At 58.5% G+C, this 21,850-nt stretch carries 22 protein-coding genes; 21 read left to right on the top strand and 1 reads right to left on the bottom strand.

Annotated features, from left to right (window positions below):
• The first annotated feature begins 21 nt into the window (after positions 1-21).
• The 7 genes from QU667_RS10050 (at position 22) to QU667_RS10020 (ending at position 9,675) form a co-directional block, all read left to right on the top strand.
• The gene (locus QU667_RS10050) at positions 22-1,152 is read left to right on the top strand and encodes a class I SAM-dependent methyltransferase (protein ID WP_304987038.1); all 1,131 of its coding nucleotides are present in this window, start codon (positions 22-24) and stop codon (positions 1,150-1,152) included.
• Positions 1,152-2,042 carry an NAD-dependent epimerase/dehydratase family protein gene (locus QU667_RS10045; protein WP_304987037.1) on the top strand — a complete coding sequence of 297 codons (891 nt, stop codon included), beginning with the start codon at positions 1,152-1,154 and terminating at the stop codon, positions 2,040-2,042. Before QU667_RS10050 ends, QU667_RS10045 begins: the two co-directional genes overlap by 1 nt.
• An 80-nt stretch (positions 2,043-2,122) precedes the next feature.
• Positions 2,123-3,400, top strand: coding sequence for an AAA family ATPase (locus QU667_RS10040; RefSeq protein ID WP_304987036.1), 1,278 nt, complete (start codon positions 2,123-2,125; stop codon positions 3,398-3,400).
• A 38-nt stretch (positions 3,401-3,438) separates the two neighbouring features.
• Entirely contained in the window at positions 3,439-4,128 is a 690-nt protein-coding gene (locus tag QU667_RS10035) for a hypothetical protein (RefSeq protein WP_304987035.1), read from the top strand.
• Positions 4,129-4,132: 4 nt separating this feature from the next.
• Positions 4,133-5,464 carry a lipopolysaccharide biosynthesis protein RfbH gene (gene rfbH, locus QU667_RS10030; protein WP_304987034.1) on the top strand — a complete coding sequence of 444 codons (1,332 nt, stop codon included), beginning with the start codon at positions 4,133-4,135 and terminating at the stop codon, positions 5,462-5,464.
• A gap of 26 nt (positions 5,465-5,490) precedes the next feature.
• On the top strand, positions 5,491-7,347 hold the full coding sequence (locus QU667_RS10025; RefSeq protein ID WP_304987033.1) for a glycosyltransferase family 2 protein: 1,857 nt from the start codon (positions 5,491-5,493) through the stop codon (positions 7,345-7,347).
• A gap of 12 nt (positions 7,348-7,359) precedes the next feature.
• Positions 7,360-9,675, top strand: a complete 2,316-nt coding sequence (locus tag QU667_RS10020) for a glycosyltransferase family 2 protein (RefSeq protein ID WP_304987032.1) — start codon at positions 7,360-7,362, stop codon at positions 9,673-9,675.
• 69 nt (positions 9,676-9,744) lie between these two features.
• On the opposite strand, the gene QU667_RS10015 is transcribed toward QU667_RS10020, so the two are convergent.
• Positions 9,745-10,884: a YibE/F family protein gene (locus QU667_RS10015; protein WP_304987031.1), complete on the bottom strand. Its 1,140-nt coding sequence runs from the start codon at positions 10,882-10,884 to the stop codon at positions 9,745-9,747.
• A 305-nt stretch (positions 10,885-11,189) separates the two neighbouring features.
• Here QU667_RS10015 and QU667_RS10010 point away from each other — a divergent pair, with 305 nt between their 5' ends.
• From QU667_RS10010 to QU667_RS09945, 14 genes are all read left to right on the top strand, one after another.
• Entirely contained in the window at positions 11,190-11,390 is a 201-nt protein-coding gene (locus QU667_RS10010) for a hypothetical protein (RefSeq protein ID WP_006693097.1), read from the top strand.
• A gap of 233 nt (positions 11,391-11,623) precedes the next feature.
• Complete coding sequence (locus QU667_RS10005; protein ID WP_304987030.1) at positions 11,624-11,935, top strand: HMA2 domain-containing protein; 312 nt, start codon at positions 11,624-11,626, stop codon at positions 11,933-11,935.
• Positions 11,932-12,792, top strand: a complete 861-nt coding sequence (locus QU667_RS10000; RefSeq protein ID WP_425541889.1) for an HMA2 domain-containing protein — start codon at positions 11,932-11,934, stop codon at positions 12,790-12,792. Before QU667_RS10005 ends, QU667_RS10000 begins: the two co-directional genes overlap by 4 nt.
• Positions 12,789-14,903: a heavy metal translocating P-type ATPase gene (locus QU667_RS09995; protein WP_304987029.1), complete on the top strand. Its 2,115-nt coding sequence runs from the start codon at positions 12,789-12,791 to the stop codon at positions 14,901-14,903. The genes QU667_RS10000 and QU667_RS09995 overlap by 4 nt, the downstream gene beginning before the upstream one ends.
• Positions 14,904-15,038: 135 nt before the next feature.
• On the top strand, positions 15,039-15,440 hold the full coding sequence (locus QU667_RS09990) for a flagellar protein (protein WP_304987028.1): 402 nt from the start codon (positions 15,039-15,041) through the stop codon (positions 15,438-15,440).
• Positions 15,441-15,588: 148 nt separating this feature from the next.
• Positions 15,589-15,870, top strand: a complete 282-nt coding sequence (locus tag QU667_RS09985; protein ID WP_304988449.1) for a flagellar biosynthesis anti-sigma factor FlgM — start codon at positions 15,589-15,591, stop codon at positions 15,868-15,870.
• 12 nt (positions 15,871-15,882) lie between these two features.
• Positions 15,883-16,371, top strand: coding sequence for a flagellar protein FlgN (locus QU667_RS09980; protein WP_304987027.1), 489 nt, complete (start codon positions 15,883-15,885; stop codon positions 16,369-16,371).
• Positions 16,372-16,377: 6 nt separating this feature from the next.
• On the top strand, positions 16,378-16,869 hold the full coding sequence (locus QU667_RS09975; RefSeq protein WP_304987026.1) for a hypothetical protein: 492 nt from the start codon (positions 16,378-16,380) through the stop codon (positions 16,867-16,869).
• Between the two features lie 29 nt (positions 16,870-16,898).
• The gene (gene flgK, locus QU667_RS09970) at positions 16,899-18,647 is read left to right on the top strand and encodes a flagellar hook-associated protein FlgK (protein WP_304987025.1); all 1,749 of its coding nucleotides are present in this window, start codon (positions 16,899-16,901) and stop codon (positions 18,645-18,647) included.
• 11 nt (positions 18,648-18,658) lie between these two features.
• Positions 18,659-19,981 (top strand): flagellin N-terminal helical domain-containing protein, encoded by a 1,323-nt coding sequence (locus tag QU667_RS09965; RefSeq protein WP_304987024.1) that lies wholly within the window; start codon positions 18,659-18,661, stop codon positions 19,979-19,981.
• A 26-nt stretch (positions 19,982-20,007) separates the two neighbouring features.
• A complete protein-coding gene (locus QU667_RS09960) occupies positions 20,008-20,592 on the top strand; it encodes a DUF6470 family protein (RefSeq protein WP_304987023.1) in 585 nt (194 codons plus the stop codon).
• A gap of 12 nt (positions 20,593-20,604) precedes the next feature.
• On the top strand, positions 20,605-21,051 hold the full coding sequence (gene fliW / locus QU667_RS09955) for a flagellar assembly protein FliW (protein ID WP_304987022.1): 447 nt from the start codon (positions 20,605-20,607) through the stop codon (positions 21,049-21,051).
• Positions 21,051-21,272, top strand: coding sequence for a carbon storage regulator CsrA (gene csrA, locus QU667_RS09950; RefSeq protein ID WP_304987021.1), 222 nt, complete (start codon positions 21,051-21,053; stop codon positions 21,270-21,272). Before fliW ends, csrA begins: the two co-directional genes overlap by 1 nt.
• Positions 21,273-21,406: 134 nt before the next feature.
• Positions 21,407-21,835 (top strand): flagellar protein FlaG, encoded by a 429-nt coding sequence (locus QU667_RS09945; protein WP_304987020.1) that lies wholly within the window; start codon positions 21,407-21,409, stop codon positions 21,833-21,835.
• Positions 21,836-21,850: the final 15 nt, after the last annotated feature.

The raw sequence follows: 21,850 nt of genomic DNA, 5'->3' as shown, positions 1-21,850 counted from the left end.
TTGTCATAGGAGGGATTTGTGTTGCACTGCCGCGTCTGTGCGCAGGAGATTACGGGGACATCCCTGCTCGAATATCATAATATGCCGAAATCGGCGCAGTTCTTCCCCGCCCCGTCCGAGGTGGATACGGAGCGGGGCGTAGATCTGCGTCTTTTTATGTGCCCGTACTGCGGCATGATTCAGCTGGATGGGGAGCCTGTTCCCTACTACCGCGAGGTGATTCGTGCGACGCGTGTCTCTCCTGAGATGCGTGCTTTTCGCGTGCAGCAGTTCCGCGACTGGATGGATCGGTATGCTCTGCACGGAAAACGCATCGTCGAGATCGGCTGCGGCGGCGGCGAGTTCCTCTCCATGATGGAGGAGGCGGGGGCGGATGTGGCGGGCATCGAATTCTCCGAGGAGCTTGTGCGTCGGGCGCGTGCCGAGGGGCTGCGCGTTCATCGCCAATATTTGGAGGAGGGGACGGAGGAGATTCCGGGCGCGCCCTACGATGCGTTCTTCATTCTGAGCTTTCTTGAGCACAACCCCGAACCGTGCGCCTATCTGCGCCGTATCGCGCAGAATCTGACGGAGGGTGCCGTTGGCATTGTGGAGGTGCCGGATGTCGATATGATCCTGCGCGAGCATCTTTACTCGGAGTTCATACAGGATCATCTGCTCTACTTCACGGAGGATACGCTGCGCCGCACACTCGAACACTGCGGGTTTGAGGTGCTGTCCTGCGCCTCCATTTGGTATGGCTATGTGCTCTCTGCCGAGGTGCGAAAGCGACGGCGGATGGATGTGAGCGGTTTTCTCGCGCAGCAGGAAAAGGTGCGCCGGAGCGTCGATGAATTTCTGTCGGAGATGGAGGGACGCGGCCTTCGTACGGCGGTCTGGGGGGCGGGGCATCAGGCGCTCGCCGATCTCTCGCTGCTCGATATGGCAGGGCGCGTTGAGGTGGTGCTGGACTCGGCGGATTTCAAGCAGAACAAACTTACGCCTGCGACCCATATCCCCATCGTTTCTCCGTCTGTTCTCGCAGAGGGGGCGATTGGCGCGGTGCTCGTGATTGCGGGAAGCTACTCGGCGGAGATCGTGCGTCTGCTCGCGGCGCAGTATCCCGATGTTGTGCGCGCCGTGCTCGAACACGACGGTGTGCGGAGGGCATGATGGAGCGTGTTCTTGTTACAGGTGCAGCAGGGTTTCTGGGTTGGAATCTCGTGGAGTACCTTCTTTCGCATGATTTTTTTGTTGAGGCGGTGGTGCGCCCGAACTCGTCGAGCAATGTGCGCCTCCTCCCCCATCCACATCTGCGTATTGTGCCGCTTGCGATGGAGGAGGTTGTTCATCTGCCGGAGTATGTTACCGAACCGTGTGACTACGCCGTACATCTGGCATGGGATGCGCGCCGCATGGATTTTACGGCGCAGCGTGCAAGTCTTTCTTCGGCGTTGGATTTGGTCGGAGCACTGGGGGAGATCGGCTGCCGCCGTTTCCTCGGCATCGGTTCACAGGCGGAGTACGGCGTGACCAATGAGCTTATGGAGGAAACGCGTGCGCCGCAGCCCGTAACGCCCTACGGCGCGGCAAAGGTCGCCGCACTCCACATGACACGACAGCAGACGGCGCAGCTCGGCATGGACTGGGTCTGGGGGCGCGTGTTCAGCGTGTATGGGACGTATGAGCCGGAGACGACACTGCTCTCCTATCTTGCGCGTACGCTGCGCAGAGGAGAGACACCGCAAATGACCGAGGGCGCACAGCTCTGGGACTATCTTCACGCATCGGATGCGGCGGCGGCGATGGCTGCGCTCCTCCTGCGCGGCAGAAACGGAGAGGTCTATAACATCGCGCACGGCGGTGTGCGCCCCCTGCGCAGTTTTTCCGAGGAAATGCGGGCAGCACTCGCGCCGATGCAGCAGATTTCCTACGGCGCATCCGAGCGTCCTCCGACATCGATGCGCCCGTCGGTTGAGAAGATACAGACGCATACGGGATGGCGGGCGTGTGTGAAATTTGCAGATGGCGTGAAAATAATGTATCAAAATAGAAGATTATAGGGGGAAAATGCGTGATTCACGCAAATATGGTTGACAAATTGAATGAAAGACTCTATTCTCGTTGAGAGGAGGAATGATTTATGCTGTTGCAGTTTTCATGCAGTAACTACAAGTCGATCAAAGATAAAATAGATTTTTCGATGTGGGCTTCGAGTGACGCGACGATGTTAGAGCGCACAAAAGAATATAACGGAGCGCATATCCTGCGTATGGCGGCAATTTATGGGGCGAATGGTTCGGGGAAAAGCAATTTTATTTCTGCTATGGCATTTGTGCGGGGCATGATCGTCAACAGCCTTCATCATCAGCCGGGAGAGCCGATTCCTTTGCGTCCGCACAAACTAAGTCCGGAGGATAGGCCGAGCAGTTTTGATGTTCAATTTGTGATTGCGGGTGTTCGTTATGCCTATGGATTCTCGATTCTCAGGGGGGAGATAAGCGAGGAATATCTATATCATTTTCCCAAACAGAAACAATCAAGGATTTTTGAGCGTGAGGGCATGAACTTTACGTTCGGAAGAACGTATAAAAATTCATTTACTCTTGCAATGGATGCCTTAAAAGAGAATCGCCTGTTTCTGACGTGCGCCGCGAACTTCTCGCCCGTTGAAGAAGTGGTGAGCGCATTTCGCTTTTTTCGACAGGATATTGTCGTATATAGGACGCTCACGGATGATTCGAGCATGAATAACTGGATGAGACGTTCGATTGAGATGATGAATGAGAATCCTGCCACCAAAGAAAAATTCGTTCGTATCTTACAATCTTTGGGGGTTGGGATCACAGGGGTCGAAACAAAAATGGAGGAGATTTCTCTTGAGGATATGAAGCAGAATATTCCTCCGGAGCTTCATGTACTGTTTTCATCGCCGGAGGGGCGGGCGAGTAAATTTAAGTCGGTAGAGGTGCGTCTCCTCTACGAAAAGTTTGCGACAGATCTGATGGCAGAGGAATCCACAGGCATCAAAAAATTATTTCAGATCATGTATCCGCTGATTGACAGCATCAGTTCCGGCAAGATATTGATCTGTGACGAACTGGAAATGGGGCTGCATGAAAACATTGTATCAGAGCTGATACGTTTCTTTTCCAATGCAGAAGGAGAAAAATATTCTCAGCTTATTTTTACAACGCACGACACGAACTTGCTTGATTTGGAGGTGTTCCGAAGGGATCAGATTTGGTTCACGGAGCTGAACGAGGATCGTGCAACGGATCTCTATTCCCTCGTTGAGATAAGGAATGTACGGAAAAATGAGAATCTGTCTGCACGCTACATCGAGGGAAAATATGGGGCAATCCCCATGATGAATGAGAAGATGATTGAAAATCTTATTGAGAGCGATGTGACTGCATAATGACAATGAGGCGGGACTTGTCTTTAGCTGATCGAAAAGTGAATACCAAACCGAGCAAGAAGGTGGTTGTTTTTGATATTGACGATATTGACCGCCATTTTTGGGAAAGCATCGCGTTGATTCAAAAACAACTCGATTGTGTAGATGCCATCACCAAACTGGATGCAGTTGTTGCGGAAGAGATAATAAGATCACAGATTGTGGCGTTGGATAGTGCCTTTGATTTCTACCTCCATGAGATTATCAAATTCGGGATTGTGGAAATGTACCATCAGGAAGATGGTTTTCCACAGACAAAAAGCTACAAGAAATTACTTGTTCCGATGCGCGTTCTTGAGCAGGCTGTGATACAGAGAGATAAGGACGACTGGCTGAAGGAGTGGATCAATGAGGCATATTCATGGAAGCCGTATATGTCATATGAATCCTTTAAGGAAGTGTGTCATCTCATAGACATTGGTGTCGGGAGCATTTCTGCGACCCTTTATCCACGTGGAAACGGAATAGACCCCATGCAAGAGTTGAAAGCAAGGATTGATAATTTATACAATCATCGCAATCGTATTGCACACCAATCAGACCGAGAATCTGAAGATGCGACGCGCTGTACGATAACAAAAGAAGCCGTGGGAGATTATATCTGTAATATTAGACGCATCGTCGACGAGATGAGCAAGCAGATTAGAGAAAAGCAGTCAGACAAGGGAGAACCGACATCAAAGGAGTGATAAAATGAGCGAGCAGGAGATGCGCGGAGCGATTCTTGCCTTGGTGCGGGAATATTGCGAAAAATATCATGCACCGACAGAGGGCTTTGCGCCGGGGGATCGTCTGCCGTATGCGGCACGCGTCTACGATCACGAGGAGATGGAGAACCTTGTGGAGAGTGCGCTTGAGTTCTGGCTGACGGCGGGGCATTATACGGAGGAGTTCGAGCGCGGACTTGCGGCGTATCTTGGGATAAAGCACTGCTCCCTCGTCAACTCGGGTTCGTCGGCGAATCTTCTCGCCTTTATGGCGCTCACATCCCCACTCCTCGGGGAGCGGACTGTGCGGCGCGGCGATGAGGTCATTACCGTTGCGGCGGGGTTTCCGACGACGGTCGCGCCAATCATCCAGTACGGTGCGGTACCCGTGTTCGTGGATGTGACGCTGCCGACGTACAATGTGGATGTGCGTCTCCTTGAGGGAGCACGTTCAGAGCGGACAAAGGCGGTGATGCTCGCACATACGCTCGGCAATCCGTTCGATCTTGCGGCGGTCAAGGCGTTCTGTGACCGTCATCATCTCTGGCTTGTCGAGGACAACTGCGACGCACTCGGCTCGCAGTACACGATGAATGGCAAGATGCGCTATACGGGTACGGTCGGCGACATCGGCACGTCGAGCTTCTATCCGCCGCATCATATGACGATGGGCGAGGGCGGCGCGGTCTATACGAATGATGCGTTGCTGCACCGCATCGTGCGCTCCCTGCGCGACTGGGGGCGGGACTGCATCTGTGCGTCGGGACAGGACAATCTCTGCGGGCATCGCTTTGATCGACAGGATGGGGAACTGCCGCGCGGCTACGATCACAAATACGTCTATTCGCATTTCGGCTACAATCTGAAGGCGACGGATCTGCAGGCGGCAATCGGCGTGGCGCAGCTCAAGAAGCTGCCGTCCTTTGTGGAGCGGCGGCGGCACAACTTTGCGCGGCTGCGGGCGGCACTTGCGGATATGGAGGAGTTCTTTGTCCTGCCCGAGGCGACGGAGCACGCAGCGCCGAGCTGGTTCGGCTTCCTGCTGACCTGCCGCGAAGGTGTCCGCCGCGCAGAGATTGTCCGCTTTATCGAGGAGCACGGCATCCAGACGCGGATGCTCTTTGCGGGGAATCTGACGAAACATCCCTGCTTTGATGCGATGCGTGCATCGGGGGAGGGCTACCGCATTGCGGGCGCACTGACACAGACGGATCGTATTATGAACGATACGTTCTGGCTCGGGGTCTATCCCGGGCTGACGGATGCGAAGATTGACTATATGGCGCAGATGGTGAGGGATGCTGTGCATGCACAGTAAACTGCTGACGGACGAGGGGAGAAGCGATGACACAGGAACAGATGCGGGACGTTCTCGATCTTTCGGTTGAGGCGGCAGACTATCTCGTGGCGGCGGCAGAGCGCGGCGCGGGAGATCCGATGGTGGCGGAGGTTCTTGGGAATCTCAGAGAAATTGCCGTGCTTATCGAACGAGAGTTCATCAACACGCAGGGGGGACGGCGGCAGATTTATCTGTATGCTAAAAATGTGCAGGCATCCGTTGACGATCTCCTCGCGCATCCTGCACTCTGCCGTCGGATTGTTTCTTCGGAGATTCGTCCCTTTGTTATGGAGATGCAGCGTCTTTGGATGCTTGATACAGAGGTGCTTGCGACACCGGAGGGGCGGCGTTCCTATCGACAGGATGTGATGGAGCGCACCCGTGCACTGCATCAGGCTGCGCCGAAGGAGTACAAATATGACGTGTCCATTCAGTTGCTCGCCTACAATAAGCTGGACTATACAAAACGCGCGGCAGAAAGCATCCTGCAATATACGGATTTCTCCAAGGGGAACATCGAGCTGATTCTTATCAACAACGGCTCGGAGGATGGTACGCGGGAATATTTTGAGAGCCTGCCGTATACCAAGATCATAAATCTGAGGCATAATATCCTCGGAACGTTTTCCTATATTCACCTGTTGGAAGGGAAATATTACGTCGGCTTTTCCAATGACGTGGTTGCAACGCCGCATTGGCTCGATCATCTGCTCGCGTGTATGGAGTCCGATGACCGTATTGCCATAGCGGTTCCTACCTGTAATGAGGACAGTATATCGAACTATCAGGGGATTCCCGTTCCCTATCCCAATGCGTTTGAGGGGATGGCGGCGATGCAGGCGTTTGCGGCGGAGTACAATCATCTGAATCCCGCATTTTGGGAGGAGCGCAGTCAGCTCATGCCCTTTCTCGCTATCGTTCGGACGGAACTGCAGAACATGGCGGCTGCCGATCCCGTCTTTACGCGTGCGGAGTTCGTGGACGACGATCTGTCCACCACGCTGCGGCGCAGTGGCTGGCGGCAGGTGCTCCTGAAGGATACCTTTATGCATCATTTCGGCGGGGTGACACTCGGAGAAGGGCGTAAAAACGAAGCGGGGAACGCTCTTGTTGAAATGCGGCGGGTCTACTATGAGAAATGGGGTGTGGATGCGTGGAATTCGCGCGGAGGATTTTGCGGCACGGAGATCGTCGAACGGTGGCACGCAATTTCTGCGAATGAACGCGTGCTTGTATTGGAGCCTCGCTTTGGAGACCTCGCCTGCTGCCTCTTTAATACCTATCGGCGCAGCGGGCATACGCCGCATATGACTGCGGCAGTCTTTGATGAACGCTACCTTAGGGATACGGACTATCTGTTCGATGAAACCGTTGCCGTGCAGCATATCGGGGATATTCCTGCACAGGGGCGGTACGATGTGATCTCGGCGGGGTGTTATCTGGATGAACTGCCGCTCGGAAACGTGGTCGCCGATCTGGAACGGCTCTATGAGCTCCTTGCACCGAACGGCGTTTTGCTCCTCCCCGTCCGCAATCCATCCTGCGCTTATGATCTGGATGTTGTCATGCGCACGGGGATGCGGGATGTGTACAGCGGAGCGGGAGAGGTGAAGCCCTATGTCAGTATTTCCGATCTGCAGCTTTTGCAGGCGATCCATGAGCATCCGCGTATGAACCGATATAAAATACACACAATATCATTTCGGGAAGATGCCGCCATTGCAGAGCGGATGAAGCCACTTCTGCGCGGGGATGAAAAGGCAGTGTCGGATCAGCTTGCCCGTCTTTCCATTCATATGTTCTTTCTCGGGATCTTTTGTTCGGAACAGGGCGACGGAAACTTACAGCAATCAGGGAAGTAAGGCGGAGAAATTATGACGGAAGCGGACTATCGTTCCTCACTTCAAGAGATACGTGCACGGATTGCCGGCGGCACGGCGGAGGATCTGCGTCGTGCGGAGGACGGACTTGCAAAACTGCGCTCGGTCTATCCGAAACGGCTGTCCTACATTGCGGCGGAGGTGGCTCTTATGCTGGCAAAGGGCGCAGCTCCGGAGGACTGCCGCAGGGTGATTGACTACGCCGTGCAGGAGTTCTGCCCACAGGAGGGGCTCGACGATCTCCTGGCACTGAAAGCGCAGACCTATTCCGAGGGAACTCCCGAGCGGCGTCAGCTGGACTTCTTGACAGCTTTTTATGCGACGGGAGCATTCCCGCAGTGTGAATTGACTGCTCTGGCCGAGATGAAGGCGGAACTGCGTGCGGGGACAATGGATCTGAACGGCCTGTATGAGCTCGCCGTGCAGTATTATGTGACGCGCAACACCGTTATTTCCCTCGTGCTGATGACGGCGTGGTGCTGCCTGTCCGGGCATGGGACGGAGGTGGAACGCTACGTGCTTTGGGATGCGGGACAGCCATGCGAGCATCCCGGATATAGTGGGAATCACGGATTTTTGGTGCGGATGCTGACGGACGGAGAATCCTACAGCTTTTTGCTGACTGCAGGGGCGGATGATGACAATATGCCCGTGCTCGCGATGGCACTGCGTCTGCTCGGGCATAAGGTCATCCTCTTGCGGGAGAGTGATGAAATACATACGGCGAACGATACGGATACCTATGCACAACGGTGTGTGCAGGAGGCTGAGGCGGTCGGCGGGGAAATCCACATCGTTGTTGGGAAATGCCGTATGTTGACGGGGGATGCTGTGGATGCAGTACCTGCGGTTGTACGGCTGCTCACACGCAGCATCGAGCAGGAAGCGCCGCTGATTCTCTTTGCCTCGAATGCACGTATGTCGCAGCTGCATGAACGGACATCGCTTGGCGGTGCGATTCAGCGTCTCTCTCCATGTATGCCGTCGCAGTTTTCCTATGCGTGGGCATTTGCGTGGACAGGCAGCTATCTCTCCTACGTGAGCTATCTCTATGGGGAATCTGTGCAGGACCTGCTGTCTGCGCCGCCCACCTGTGACTTTTCCATTGTCATTCCCGTACGCAATGCAGCGGAAACGCTGCGTCACACGCTCACGACATGCCTTGCCATCGACTATGAGGGGAGTTACGAGATCGTCCTGAGCGACAACTCCGACGCGGACTTTGCAGCGGTACGTGAACTCTGTGAGGAATTCGCCGATCCGCGCATCCGCTATTACAAAACACCGCTCCCGCTCGCTCTCGATAAGAGTTTTGAGTTTGCCTATCTCCACGCGCGTGGGGCGTTCATTCTTTCCATCGGCGCGGACGACGGAGTTTGTCCATGGGCATTGAACTATCTGCGGCAGGCACTGACGGATCACCCGAACGAGGAGATCTTTAGCTGGGAGAAGGAGTTCTATACATGGCCGGACTTCACCCCGTACGAACATGGGATCGTTGGCATTGACCTGTACGATGCACAGCAGCCGGAGCGCTATGTGCGGCACGCTTTGGCGATGAATGTACGGGAGATTGTGCAGCAGATCGAGCAGGTTTTTTATGCGCTGCCGCTCCTCTATATCAACGCGGGCTTTCGCCGCAGTTATCTGACGAGCGTTTTGGAAAGAACCGGAAGGCTCTTGGATGGTGCCTCACAGGACAGCTATATGGGGGCGGTCAATCTCCTGTTGAACGACTACGTTGTACATATCCTTTGCCCGCTTACGGTTGCAGGAATGTCGGGTGCCTCTACCGGGGCGAATACTGTCCTCCAAAATGAGAATCTTATCGCAGAGGCGCAGATATGCGTCAAGCCGCACAGCCTGCACACGAACTATGGGGAGTATGTCATGCGTGATCGAGAGCTTCGGGTGCCGCATCTCGATACGGCTGACAAGGTCGGATTTCATATGTCGCTGGTGCGCCTCGCGGAGCTGAATGTGACGGATTTTAAGGCAGATGCGGAGGCTGTGCTTGATTACTGTGCACGGTATACCTTTCTGACAGATGCCGCGTTTGAGCGCTCTTACGGGATTCTGCTCCATGCCGCCTCCCTGTGTGGTGAGAGGCTGTATCGAACATATCGGAAGCGCTACGAGCAGCTCTGCGCAAACCCGGAGCACTTGGAGCGCCCCGTACAGGCATTTGTTACGATGGACAAGCGCGGCTACACAGCGGAAAATCATACGCTCACCCTCGATGCAGAGCGATTTGGCTGCCGAAATGTTGCGGACGCTGTGGAACTCACGGCGCGACTGTTGAACTTGTAGGCGGAACAGGTGGCGGATGTGCGCAGCTTCGTCCATGGACGAGGGGCTGTGGCATGAAGTCTTTGTGACTTATTCTGCAGCACGGTTTTTCTTTCGAGGCTGCGGACGGATGGTGATGAGGAAGGCGGTGGCGTAGGCGGTGATGGGGATGGCGCAGAGAAGCCCGATGCTGCCGATGAGGGAGCGTGCGATCTCGGTGGCGATCATGTTGAGGTTCATGACGTGCAGCAGAGGGAGGTCGGGCTGCGCCGAGATGAGGAGGAGGAGCGGGAGTGCGCCGCCGATGTAGGCGAGGACGAGGGTGTTCGCCATCGTGCCCATGACGTCGCGCCCGACACTGAGCCCCGAGGCGACGAGGGTCTGAAAGTTCGTGCGCGGGGCGAGCTGTTTCATTTCGTACTGGGCGGAGGCGATGGAGACGGCGACATCCATGACCGCGCCGAGTGCGCCGAGGACGATGCCCGCAAAGAGCAGATCGCGAAAGTCCACGTCCTTGAGGTAGAGTGCCTTGAGCATCCCCGCCTGTTCCTCGTCGATACCTGTGAGGTAGGCGCAGTGGATGACAAGGAGGGCGAGCAGTGCTGCGATGAGGATGCCGCCGACCGTGCCGATGATCGCACCGGCAGACTTTACATTGCGTCCGTTCACGATGAGCTGGGTCGCGAGCGTGATGGCGGCGCCGATGAGGATTGTCCAGAGGAGGATGTGTGCGGGCGCGAGGAGGATGAGCGCGATCAGCCCCTTTGCGATGAGGAGGACGGCAAAGAGGAGGACGAGGAGTGCCTTTGCGCCCGTCCTGCCCCCAAAGAGGATGAGGAGCGCGGAAAAGCCGAGCAGCAGAAGAAGGATGGCGGGCAGCCGGTCATAGTCGGAAATGGCGTAGCCCGCACCCTCCGCGCGCACGATGAGGCGGTCGCCCTCCTGCGGGTGGATGTCGAATGCGGGGTTGTTCAGCGTGCGATGGACGATCACTGCCTCTGTGCCGCTGTCCGCACCGGAGTTGAGGCGGATGCGTACGTCGTATTGCTTGCTGCCGGGGGCAAACGCCTTGATCTCGTTCTCCGTCTCCGTGACGTGCAGCACCTCGGCCTTGTACGTCGGCGGATCGCCGTCCTCGCCGGCGGGCAGGCAGGTGGCGGCGTAGAGCATGGCGGCGAGAGCGAGGCAGATGCCGAGGATGCGGGTGGAATGCTGCGGATGGATCTTCATGAGAGGTGCCTTTCTTTAGGTGGGTGAATGATGAAAATTATCATACACAGTGATAATGATATTTAGATGAGTATGATGTCAATAGTTATTCCTGATTACCGCGAAACTATTGACATTGCGCTTATTCTCACATATACTGAGAACAACAAGATGATTCCGGGGAGAACGGCGGCACGGCTGTGGTTTTCACGGCGCAGGAATTGTCATCGCCGCGTGTGCAGCGCGGCGGCGGTCACTCGATATGAGGCAAAGCGCCACGATGAGAAATGCCCTGATTTGGGCGATAGAACAGAGGAGGAATTATCATGTTCTCAAAGACAGATTTCTGGATTGGTCTTGCGGTGGGCGCGGTTGCCGGTATTTTCGGCTATCGTTTCATGCAGGAGCGCACGCAGCAGCTGGCGGCACTTGAGGCAGGTCAGGCGGATCTCTCGCTGGCGGAGCTTCAGCGTCAGAAGGAGGAGCTTGAGGATCTGATTGCGGCGCAGTCTGCATCGGAGAAGTAAGACGCTTATAATGCTGTGGGGCTGCAGCGCGGTTGCGCGCGCAGCCCTTTTTTGGAAAGCACTGATAAATTCGGTACAGCCGTTTTGACGTATCTTTTTCGCCCTCTCTGCGTCGACAAATCCTTCACACAGCCTTTGCTGTGCGTTCGGTTTGTCTCCTTGACCGAAAAAATCTACGCCAATCGGACGACCTTCATTTTATCAGCGATTCCCTGAAAGGCAAGAGGAATCCGATGGGTATTTTCGATACGATAAAAAGCGCAATTCCGCAGTCGGCGATGGAAGTGTTCGTCCGCACGACGGATGTTGCGTCCTATATGCCGGGGCGCGTGCGCCTCTACAGTAGGCAGCTCGTGAACAATGCGGCTCTGGAGGCACAGGTGCAGGCGCACCTCGGTGCGCTCGCGGAGATCGAGCACGTGGATACGAACATCGCCACGGGGTCGATTCTCATTACCTATGATCCGGAGCGGCTGCGTGCGAATGCGGAGCTGCGCCGCGTGGAGGACTATATGCGGACACATGCGAGGAGGAAGGCATCATGAATTATGTTTCGGGGCTGATGCTCGGTGCGTCGCTGGTCAATATGCTGCGGCAGTCGGTCGGCGGTGCGGGCGGTATGAATGCGGGGGCTGCGCAGGGCATGGGCGGCGGACGCTCCGCGCAGGGGGGTGGCGCTTCGTCCGGTTTTGCCTCTGCCGCAGGAGGTCTTGCACTCGGCGGCGCGGCTCTTACGGGGCTGCTTGGCGGCGGGCGCGGGGGCAGATCGTCTCCGCTCACCGGGCTCCTCGGCATGACGGGGCATTCGGGCGGGGCGCAGTCCGTGCTCCCGTCGGGGCTGTTCGGCGGGACGGGACGAGCCGGCGGCTCTGCGGGGCGTCTGCCGTCTGCGGGCGGCAGGGAGGGCGCGACATCCGCGCCGCCGCAGATGAAGAGCGTCGGGGAAAAGCCGTTTGTCTGCGTCCATGCCTCGGCAGGACGCAGGCGGTACCGTACGCCGTATCTGACGGAGGCGTTCGCTAAGGTGCTTGAGGAGAGCCTTGTGCGTCTGCCGTTCGTGACGGAGGTGCGTGCCAATGCGACGGCGGGCAGCATTCTCCTGACCTACGAGCCGGAGGACGAGGCGCATATCCTCGTGCTTGCGGAGGGCATGGAGGCGATCTTTGCACAGGGGCATACCGCGCCCCCTCCTGCGACGCTGGCGCAGAGCGTGCGCCGCTCGGTGCAGGATTTCAGCGGATGGATTCAGCGGCATACGGGCGGTGCGCTCGATCTCAGTTCGGTGGTTGCGGGCGTGTTCGTCCTGCGCGGGATTCGTCAGCTCGTGCTCACGAACAATACGCCGTCCGGTTCGCAGATGCTCTGGTGGGCGCTCACGCTGATGAGAGGGTGGAAGGTATGACAAAGCTCGTGCATACGCGCATCCGTCTGCGCAGCGCTCTGCCGCGTGCGGATGCGTTGCGTCTGGCGGCGCGGATGCGTCGCTTCCCCGCCGTGACGGCGGCATCCGTGCAGGGCGATTGTGTCGATGTCTGGCACGGGGGCTCGATCCCTGCCGCACGTATGCTTGCGGCGGCGGAGCGCGCCGTGCGTGAGGCGGCGGAGAAGACCGTGACCCCTGCGGAGGAACTTGCACAGTTCCGCCGCGATGCCGTGATCTCGCTTGCGAGCTTTGCGGCGATGGAACTGCTCAGGCGCGGTGCGCCCGAGCTCTTTGCCTCGGTGAAGGTGCTGCGCTCCCTGCTCGTCCTTGCGATTTCGCGCAATTTTATCAAGACGGGGCTCGGCGGTCTGATCAGGGATCGTCAGCCGAATGCGGACACGCTGACGACGACGGCGGTCGTCGCCTCGGTGCTCGCGGGCAAGCCGGAGTCGAGCCTTATGCTGCTCGCTCTCAGCAACGGTGCGGAGATGCTGACGAGCTATGCGGCGGAGAAGGCGCGTACGCACATCTCGGGACTGCTCTCGCTCGATCAGCGTGATGTCTGGCTGGTCGAGGAGACGCCGGACGGCGAGGTCGAGCGCAAAGTACCCGTGGAGGAGATCCGTCCCGGCGACACAGTCGCCGTACACGCGGGTGAGAAAATTGTGATCGACGGCCGCGTGCTGCGCGGCGATGCGGCGGTGACACAGGCATCCATCACGGGCGAGTCCGCACCCGCGATGAAGCACGAGGGCGCGGCGGTCTATGCCGGGAGCGTGGTCGAGGCGGGCGAGATCGTCGTTGCGGTGGAGAAGGTGGGCGGCGATACCTCGCTCGCGCACATCGTCCACCTCGTCGAGGAGGCGCAGACGCGCCGCGCCCCCGTGCAGAACTTTGCCGACCAGATGGCGAACTATCTCGTCCCCGTTTCCTTCATCGGGGCGGCGATTGTCTACGGCGCGACACGCGACTGGGGACGCGTGCTGAACCTGCTCTTTATCGACTTCTCCTGCGGGCTGAAGCTCTCGACGGCGACGGCGATGTCCGCCTCCATCGCTGCGGCGGCGAAGCGCGGCATCCTCGTCAAGGGCGGCAACTACATCGAGGCGCTTGCACGTACGGATACGGTCGTCCTCGACAAGACGGGGACGCTGACGGTCGGCATCCCGGAGATTACGTTCATCCACACGGCGGCGGGGGTGGAGGAGAAGGAAGTCATACTCCTCGCCGCATCGGCGGAGGAGCACTCCGTCCATCCGCTCGCGGTGGCGATTCAGAAATATGTGGAGGAGCAGGCGTGGACAGCGCCGCAGCACCGCTCGTCCAAGACCATCGTCGCACGCGGTATGCTCGCCGAGGTGCCGGACTTTGAGGGCTATACGGGCGGCACGGTGCGTGTCGGCAGCCGCCGCTTCCTCCGGGAAAACGGCATCACCGACGCGGAGGATCTGATCGGCACGGTCAAGGGCAAGAACATCCTCTATGTGGCACGCGACACGAAGCTCATCGGCATCATCGGCATCGAGGATCCGATCCGTCCGAAGATGAAAAAGACGCTCAACCGTCTGCGCCGCTGCGGCGTGGATGAGATCGTCATGCTCACGGGGGATGCGAAGGCGGTCGCGGCGGATGTGGCACGCGAGATGGACGTGGACTCCTATCATGCGGAGATCCTGCCCGAGGACAAGTCGCGCTATGTCAATGAGCTGCGCCAGCGCGGCACGGTCATGATGGTGGGCGACGGCATCAACGATGCGCCCGCACTCGCGTTTGCGGATGTGGGGGTCTCGCTCGGCGGACGGCAGACAGACATCGCGGCGGAGTCCTCGGCGGTGACGATCCACTCCGAGGATCCGACGCGCCTCGTGGACGCGCTGCGCCTCGGACAGCGGACGATGCATCTCGTACACCAGAACTTCAAGGTGACGCTGCTCATCAACTCGGCGGCGATGCTGCTCGGTGCGCTCGGCTCGATCAGCCCGCTCGCGGCGGCGGCGATCCACAACACGGCGACGCTCGGCGTGGTGCTGAACAGCTGCCGCATCCTGACCCCCGAGGGCAGCATCTTCGCGCGGCGCACACAGGCGTGAACGGGCAGACGTATGCTTCTATGTTGACGTATTGCATTTTTTGCTGTCCTGTTGTAAAATACAGACATTACAGCGCAAAAAACTAGGTTCGGGGAACACAATACCGATCCGCTATTCGAGAGGAGAGTTTTGCCAATGGCAGGAAAGATGAAGAACTGCTCAAGCTGCGGGAAGGTATTCGTCTCGATCAACAACGCCCGTATCTGCATGGACTGCCGCGAGAAGGAAGAACAGTGGGAGCGCACGATTGTCGAGTTTGTACGCGACCATCCGAAGAGCACGATCGCGGAGATCGTGGAGGCGACCGGCGTACAGGAGCCTGTGATCCGCCGCATGATCCGCGAGGGGCGCTTCGTCTCGACGGGGATCGAGCTCTACTATCCGTGCGAGAAGTGCGGATCGCCCATCGACAAGGGACAGTACTGCGACAAGTGCCAGAAGGAGATGCGCGACGAGCTGACTGCAGCGATTGCGAAAAAGAGCAGCGCGGGCGACGGATCGTCGAGCCGGCGCAGCTATCTTACGATCGACAAATAAGAAACAGGACGATTTTCCCCGGCAATTTTTCGTCTGACATGGGATGCGTACTTAGGAAAATATTCTTAAGTACGTGTCTTTTTTTTTCGATAAAGAATTTGAAAGGACTCCGACCATTTTTGGAGCCAAACTACAGGTGGTGAAGATTATGTGGATCAGCAATCATACAGTCTCGGCGGTGAGCCGTATCTATGCGGGCAGCCCGGCAGTGGGGACGCACCGCACGGAGCCGGCGGGTGCTTTGCAGCGTCCGGATGCGCTCGAACTCTCGGGCGAGGCACAGAGCTTTGGCGATATTCTGCAAAAACTGCGCGGTATGGACGATGTGCGTCCGGCACGCGTGGAGGCGCTTCGTGCGCACACGGAGGACGGCAGCTATGCGCCGGCCTCTGCGGACATTGCGGCAAAAATGCTCGCGATGCGCTACTGATCGGAGCATATCATGTGGAACTCGTTCACGGCGACGCTGCAGCAGCTTCAACAGCAGTACGAAAAGATTCGTGCGCTTCAGGACAAGAAGCGCGGCGTTCTTGTCGCGCTCGATATGGTGGGGCTTGAGGCGCTGACGGCACAGGAGGAACTTCTGGCGACCTCCGTACAGGCGTTGGAGCAGCAGCGTCTTGCCCTGCTCGCACGGATCGCCGAGACGACCCCCGGGGTCACGGTGCAGACGACGATGGAGGAGCTTGCCCTCCTCGCCCCGACCGAGGCGGTTCATCGCAGCGTTCTTGGCGCGAGCCGGAGCCTCAGTCGGATCGTCAAGGAGACGAAGGAGCGGAGCGAGGCAAACGCCCTCCTCATGGAGGGGCTGCTCCGCGCGGTGAACCGCCAGCTTGGCAAAATCGGCGGCGCGGTCGTCGATCCCGTCTACGGGAACACAGGCGGCGAGCAGGTGCGGCACCTTAGAAAAAATCTCGACTATAAGGCGTGAACGGCGATGACGAATGAAACGCGCGAAGCGCTTGTCCTCCTCAAGGCGCAGCTGAGTGCCGCAGAGGAGGCGGCGCTTCGCTTTACCGCACTTCGGGAGGTGCTCTGCGGGAGCGCGTCGGGCGGCGGACTGCCGCAGGCGACGGCGGAGGCGGAGCACAGTCTGGCGGCGGTGCGTGCGCTCGCGCGGCGGCAGACGGAACTCCTGACACAGACGCAGACGGAATGTCTTGCGGATCTCGTCGGGCGTGAGCCGAACCTGCGTGAACGGCTTGCCGCAGAGCGCGTCCTGCGTACCGTATCCCTGCGGCAGGAACAGCTGCAGGAGCGCGTGCGGATCTGCGGCGAACTCCTGCAAAAGAGTGCGGCGTTCGTCAGCTATCAGCTCAACGTCGTTTCGGGCACGGTCGCCGACGATACCTACGGGAACCCGCAGCCGGTCGCGGGACCCGCACCGGGCGTGAACCGTGCGGTTGCGATGTTTGATGCGGATGTATAGGAAGCAAATAGGGAAAGAGTGAGGGATCTATGCGGTCAACATTTGCCGGACTCAATACCATGGTGCGGGGCATCCAGAACAATCAGCTCTCGCTCGACACCACGGGTCACAACATCACGAACGCCTCGACGGAGGGCTACTCGCGTCAGCGCGTGGACTCGGCGGCGACGAACTACCAGGAGCGCCCGTCGCTCTACGGCGGGGTCTACGTCGGCGGCGGCGTGGATGTCGTCGCGCTGAACCGCGCACGCAACATCTATGCGGACAAGCAATACTGGTCGGAGAACTCGGCGCAGAACCTCTACAAGACGTACAAGACGAACTTCGACAAGGTGGAGACGATCTTCAACGACTCGAAGAAAACGGGTATTTTGGACGCGATGCAGCAGTTCTACTCCTCCTGGGTCAACCTCTCGGACTACGCGAGCGATGCCGCTTCGCGCACCTCGGTTCTCACGAAGGGCAACAACCTCGTTGACCGCATCAAGACGGCGGCAAAGCAGCTGCAGGGGCAGATCGAGGCGCAGTACAACGAGATCGGCATCCAGCTCGGCAAACTCAACAACCTCACGAAGGAAATCGCACAGCTCAACAAGAACATCACCCTCGCCGAGACGAACGGCGGCAAGGCGAACGATCTGCGCGACCAGCGCGACCTCCTCGTTGACAAGCTCTCCGAGATCACGAACGTCAATGTTTACGAGGAGGCGAACGGGCAGTACACCGTCGTTTCGAACGGGATGTCGCTCGTGCAGCGCGAGAACTCGCTGACGCTCGAACTGAGCGAGCCGATGAACAATATGCAGTACGGCATCTCCGATTTTTCCATCCGCGTGCGGGAGGCGGGCGGCATCGGCTACGTCCCGCAGAGCGGCATCCTCAAGGCACTGTCCGATACGATTGTGCAGGACAAGGGGCATATCGACCAGCTTGCGGACATCTCCGCGACCCTTCTTACCACATTCAACGACGTGCACAAGCTCGGCGTCGGCATCGACAAGGAACAGACTTCGTGGATGAACTTCTTCGGACAGAATGCGTTCACTTCCCCGACGGGCACGGCCTACGACCAGATGCAGTACACATGGCACGTGGACAACAATACGGGCGAGCGTTGGATGGAGGCGGTCGGCGCGACCGTGACCCGCACCAAGACGCCGGGACCGCCCGCGCAGACCACGGTGACGACGGCGGCGTCTGCGGCGACCCCGCAGGATCGGCTGCGCTCCATGCAGATCATCAACGCGCTCAAGGTGAGCGACGAGCTGACCGCCCCCGGCGGGCAGAACCTCGTCGCCGCGCGGCAGATCGTGAACAAGACGACGGGGAACAGGGTCACTCCGAGCCTGAGCGCCTCCGGCTCGACCTACACCTACAATGACGAATGGGTCAACGGCACGGGCGACGGCACGATGGCAGTCGAGTTGAGCAAGCTGTTCAACATCGACCAGGCGACTGCGGAGAACCCGCGCGGATCGCTGAACCCGCGCGGCACGACGCGCCCCGTCAGCACAATCTCGATCAACCAGTACTACAACGGCATGATGAGCAAGCTCGGCGCGAATGCCGAGAACATCGACAAGACGATGAAACAGCAGGACGATCTCATGACGCAGATCTCCCAGTGGCGCCAGTCCACCTCGGGCGTGGACTGGAACGAGGAACTGACGAATATGCTCAAGTTCCAGACGGGCTACGGCGCGTGCTCGCGCGTTCTGACGTCGATGGATGAGATGCTCGACAAGCTGATCAACGGCACTGGCATGGTCGGAAGGTAAGAGGTGACATCATGATACGCATCAGCAGCAACTACTCCGTACAGCGTTACCAGCGCGATCTGAACGCGCTCGACTACGCGAAAACGCGCCTCATGGAGCAGGGCGACGGCAGCAAGCTCCACCGTCCCTCCGACGACTCCGTCGGCTACTCGCGCTACCTGCGCTACAGCGTCTCCGAGGGGGAGAACGACCGCTATCAGGACAGCGTCAAGGCGGGCGTTTCGTGGATGAACTCGACGGAGAGCTCGCTCACGGCGATGGAGGACATCCAAAAGACCTTCAAGGCAAAGACCCTCCAAGCGGCGAACGACGACAAGGACGAAAAGGGCGGCGACTGGCCCGCGATCGCACGCGAGATGAAGGCGGGCATCGAGCAGATCGTATCGCTCGCCAACACCCAGCTCGGCGACCGTTACATCTTCGGCGGGCAGGCGGATCTGCGCGAACCGTTCAAGCTATCGAACCCGAACGATCTGAAGTACCGCGGTGTGGCAAAGACCCTCGACGACCGTCAGGCGGCATTTTTCAACGATGCGAGCAACAACAAGAGCGCCGACTTCCTGCACCAGATGCTCTCGCTCGACGGGGACGACGGCAAGACCTACTATCTGAACACCCTCACGGGCGATGTCTATACGAAACAATTCGTGCAGGAAGGTTACAAGGACGTGATCACGAACGGGCGCAAAACCGTATCGGCAGTGGATCGCGTCGGCAACATCGCGACGGGGCCGAACTTTATCAAGAACAACTTTAAGAACACCGGCGAGGTGACGGCGGCGGGTAGTGCATGGTCACAAAATGTAGGCGTTGTCAACCTCAAATTCTCCACCGTCCGTCAGCAGCTCGTCACCTACAGCGGCGATATGCGCTACATCTCGATGGTCAAGCAGAACGGATCGACCGAACCCACGGCGGATACGGTGAACAAGACGGGGGCGGACGTGTTCGGCCGCGATCTCTTCGACGACAAGAACTCCGGCAACGAGCCGTCGGGGACGGCGATGCTCAACAATATGCTCACCGTCCACGCCAAGACAAAGGCGTGCGATTCCCACTGGCTGAGCTCCGACGGCGTGACCCTCGCCGATGTCGCGAACCAGGTGACACTGCAGGCGCACACGGAAACGGGCGCACGCTCGCACCTCTACACCGACATGAAGGAAGTGCTCACGAACTACAAGGAGAACATCACGCGTGATATTACGGACGTCTCCAGCACGGATGTCGCGGAGCTCGCGATGAAGATGATGCAGCAGCAGACCATCATGAGTATGTCGCTCGCGATGGGCTCGCGCATCCTGCCGCTCTCGCTCGTGGACTATCTGCACTGATCCCCCGATAGGAAAGGATGCTCCGCATGGCAATGCTCTATCTTAACACACGCCACACCCTGCCCACGATCGGGCTGCGGATTCAGCACAACACCGTGGATACGGGCATCATCCAGCCGCGCTACACGCAGGAAACACAGCAGGCGCGTTCAAATCGGGGCTTTACGCAGGCGCGGATCTCGATCGACAGCTATCCGAGCCGGCACAGCTACGGCGCGACGAACAACACGGACTTTGCCCGCGAGAACATGGAGCGCGGCTATGCCGAGGTCGGCAAGGGCACGTCGAAGCACACGCAGATGGCGTGGGCGCTCGCCGAGGACGGCCCGAAGGCAGGACGGCAGGTCGGCATTGAGTTTGCAAAGCGCGATATGGAGAACCGCGTCACGCGTCAGCGGACACTGGTCGCGGCGGCGATCCCCGATCCGATCATCACGGTCGACACGGGGCAGATGCACGGCACGCCGACTCCCGCCAAGACCACGCCGCATTGGGATACAAAGGGGATGGCGAACATCCGCTACAACCGCGGCAGCGTCGAGACCTATCTCGCGCAGAAGGGCGACATCCACAGCTGGGTCAGCGAGGGGAAATATGACATATATGCGTAACAGGAGTCATTGATGAAGAAGATTATGACGAGCCGCTTCGGTGAAATCGAGGCGGCGGAGGAGTCCATCATCCACTTTGCCGCGGGGATTCCCGCCTTTGAGGAGGAGCGTGAGTTCATCCTCATTCCGTACGAGGAGGACAGTCCGTACGTCTTTCTGCAGTCGGTCAAAACGCCCGACCTTGCCTTTCTCATGGCGATGCCGCTCGTGTTCTTCCCGGACTATGAAGTCACCATCGACGACGACGTGGAAAAGGAACTGGGGCTCACCTCCCCCGAGGAGGTGGTGATCTACGCGATCCTCACGCTTGCAGGCACGGAGATCCGGGATCTCACGGCGAATCTCATGGCGCCGATCGTCGTCAATGCGGCGACGCGCCGTGCCAAGCAGATCGTGCTCGACCGCAGCCCGTATACGACGAAGCACCGCCTGTTCCCCCATGCGAAGGAGGACAGGTAATGCTCGTACTGACACGCAAACCAAGACAGCAGATCATGATCGGCGACAACATTGTCGTCAACATCGTGGAGGTGCAGGGCGACAACGTGCGCATTGCCATTGATGCGCCGCGCAGCGTCAAGATCTACCGCGGTGAGATCTATCGGGCGATCCAGGAGGAGAACCGGCGGGCGGCGGCAGCCCCCGCGCATTTCGACCTCAGCGCATTGCCCGGAAAATAAAGGAATCGCTGATAGAAAGATATGCCGCAACGGCACGGGTAAATGTATCAGTGTTTCCCCAACATTGGAAACCGTCAAGGAAGAACGGAGAGGATGCACACGCGTGCATCCGAGGACACACGGAGGGGTGCCTTATGACCGTAAAAAATGTTCAGGATGTCATGTCGGCGGCGGTCGCCGTCGGCGGGAGAAAGGGCGCGGATGCGCCCGAGCAGCGCACGCCGGAGACGGCACAGCAGGAGATCGGTGCTGCGAAGAACGGGAACGTCCCTGCGGCAGCCGGCCCGCAGACGGCGGATGAGAACGCCGAGAGCGAACACTTGCAGCACGAGCCGCTCTCCGAGGAGCAGACCGCATTCATCACGGATCAGCTCAACGAAATCATGCGCAGCATCAACGTGGATCTCCAGTTCCAGTACCACAAAGAGGTCAACGTGATGTCCGTGCGGATGCTCGACAAGAAAACAGGCGAGGTGCTGCGCGAGATTCCGCCCGAGTCGATGGTGGAGCACATGATCAAGGTACACGATTGGATCGGTGCTTTCCTGGACAAGACGGCGTAAGGGAATTGAGGAGGA

It is taken from the genome of Selenomonas dianae (assembly GCF_030644225.1).
GTDB lineage: Bacteria > Bacillota > Negativicutes > Selenomonadales > Selenomonadaceae > Centipeda > Centipeda dianae.
Note: the sequence above shows the minus strand (reverse complement) of the source record. Positions and strands in the feature narration are given on the sequence as shown.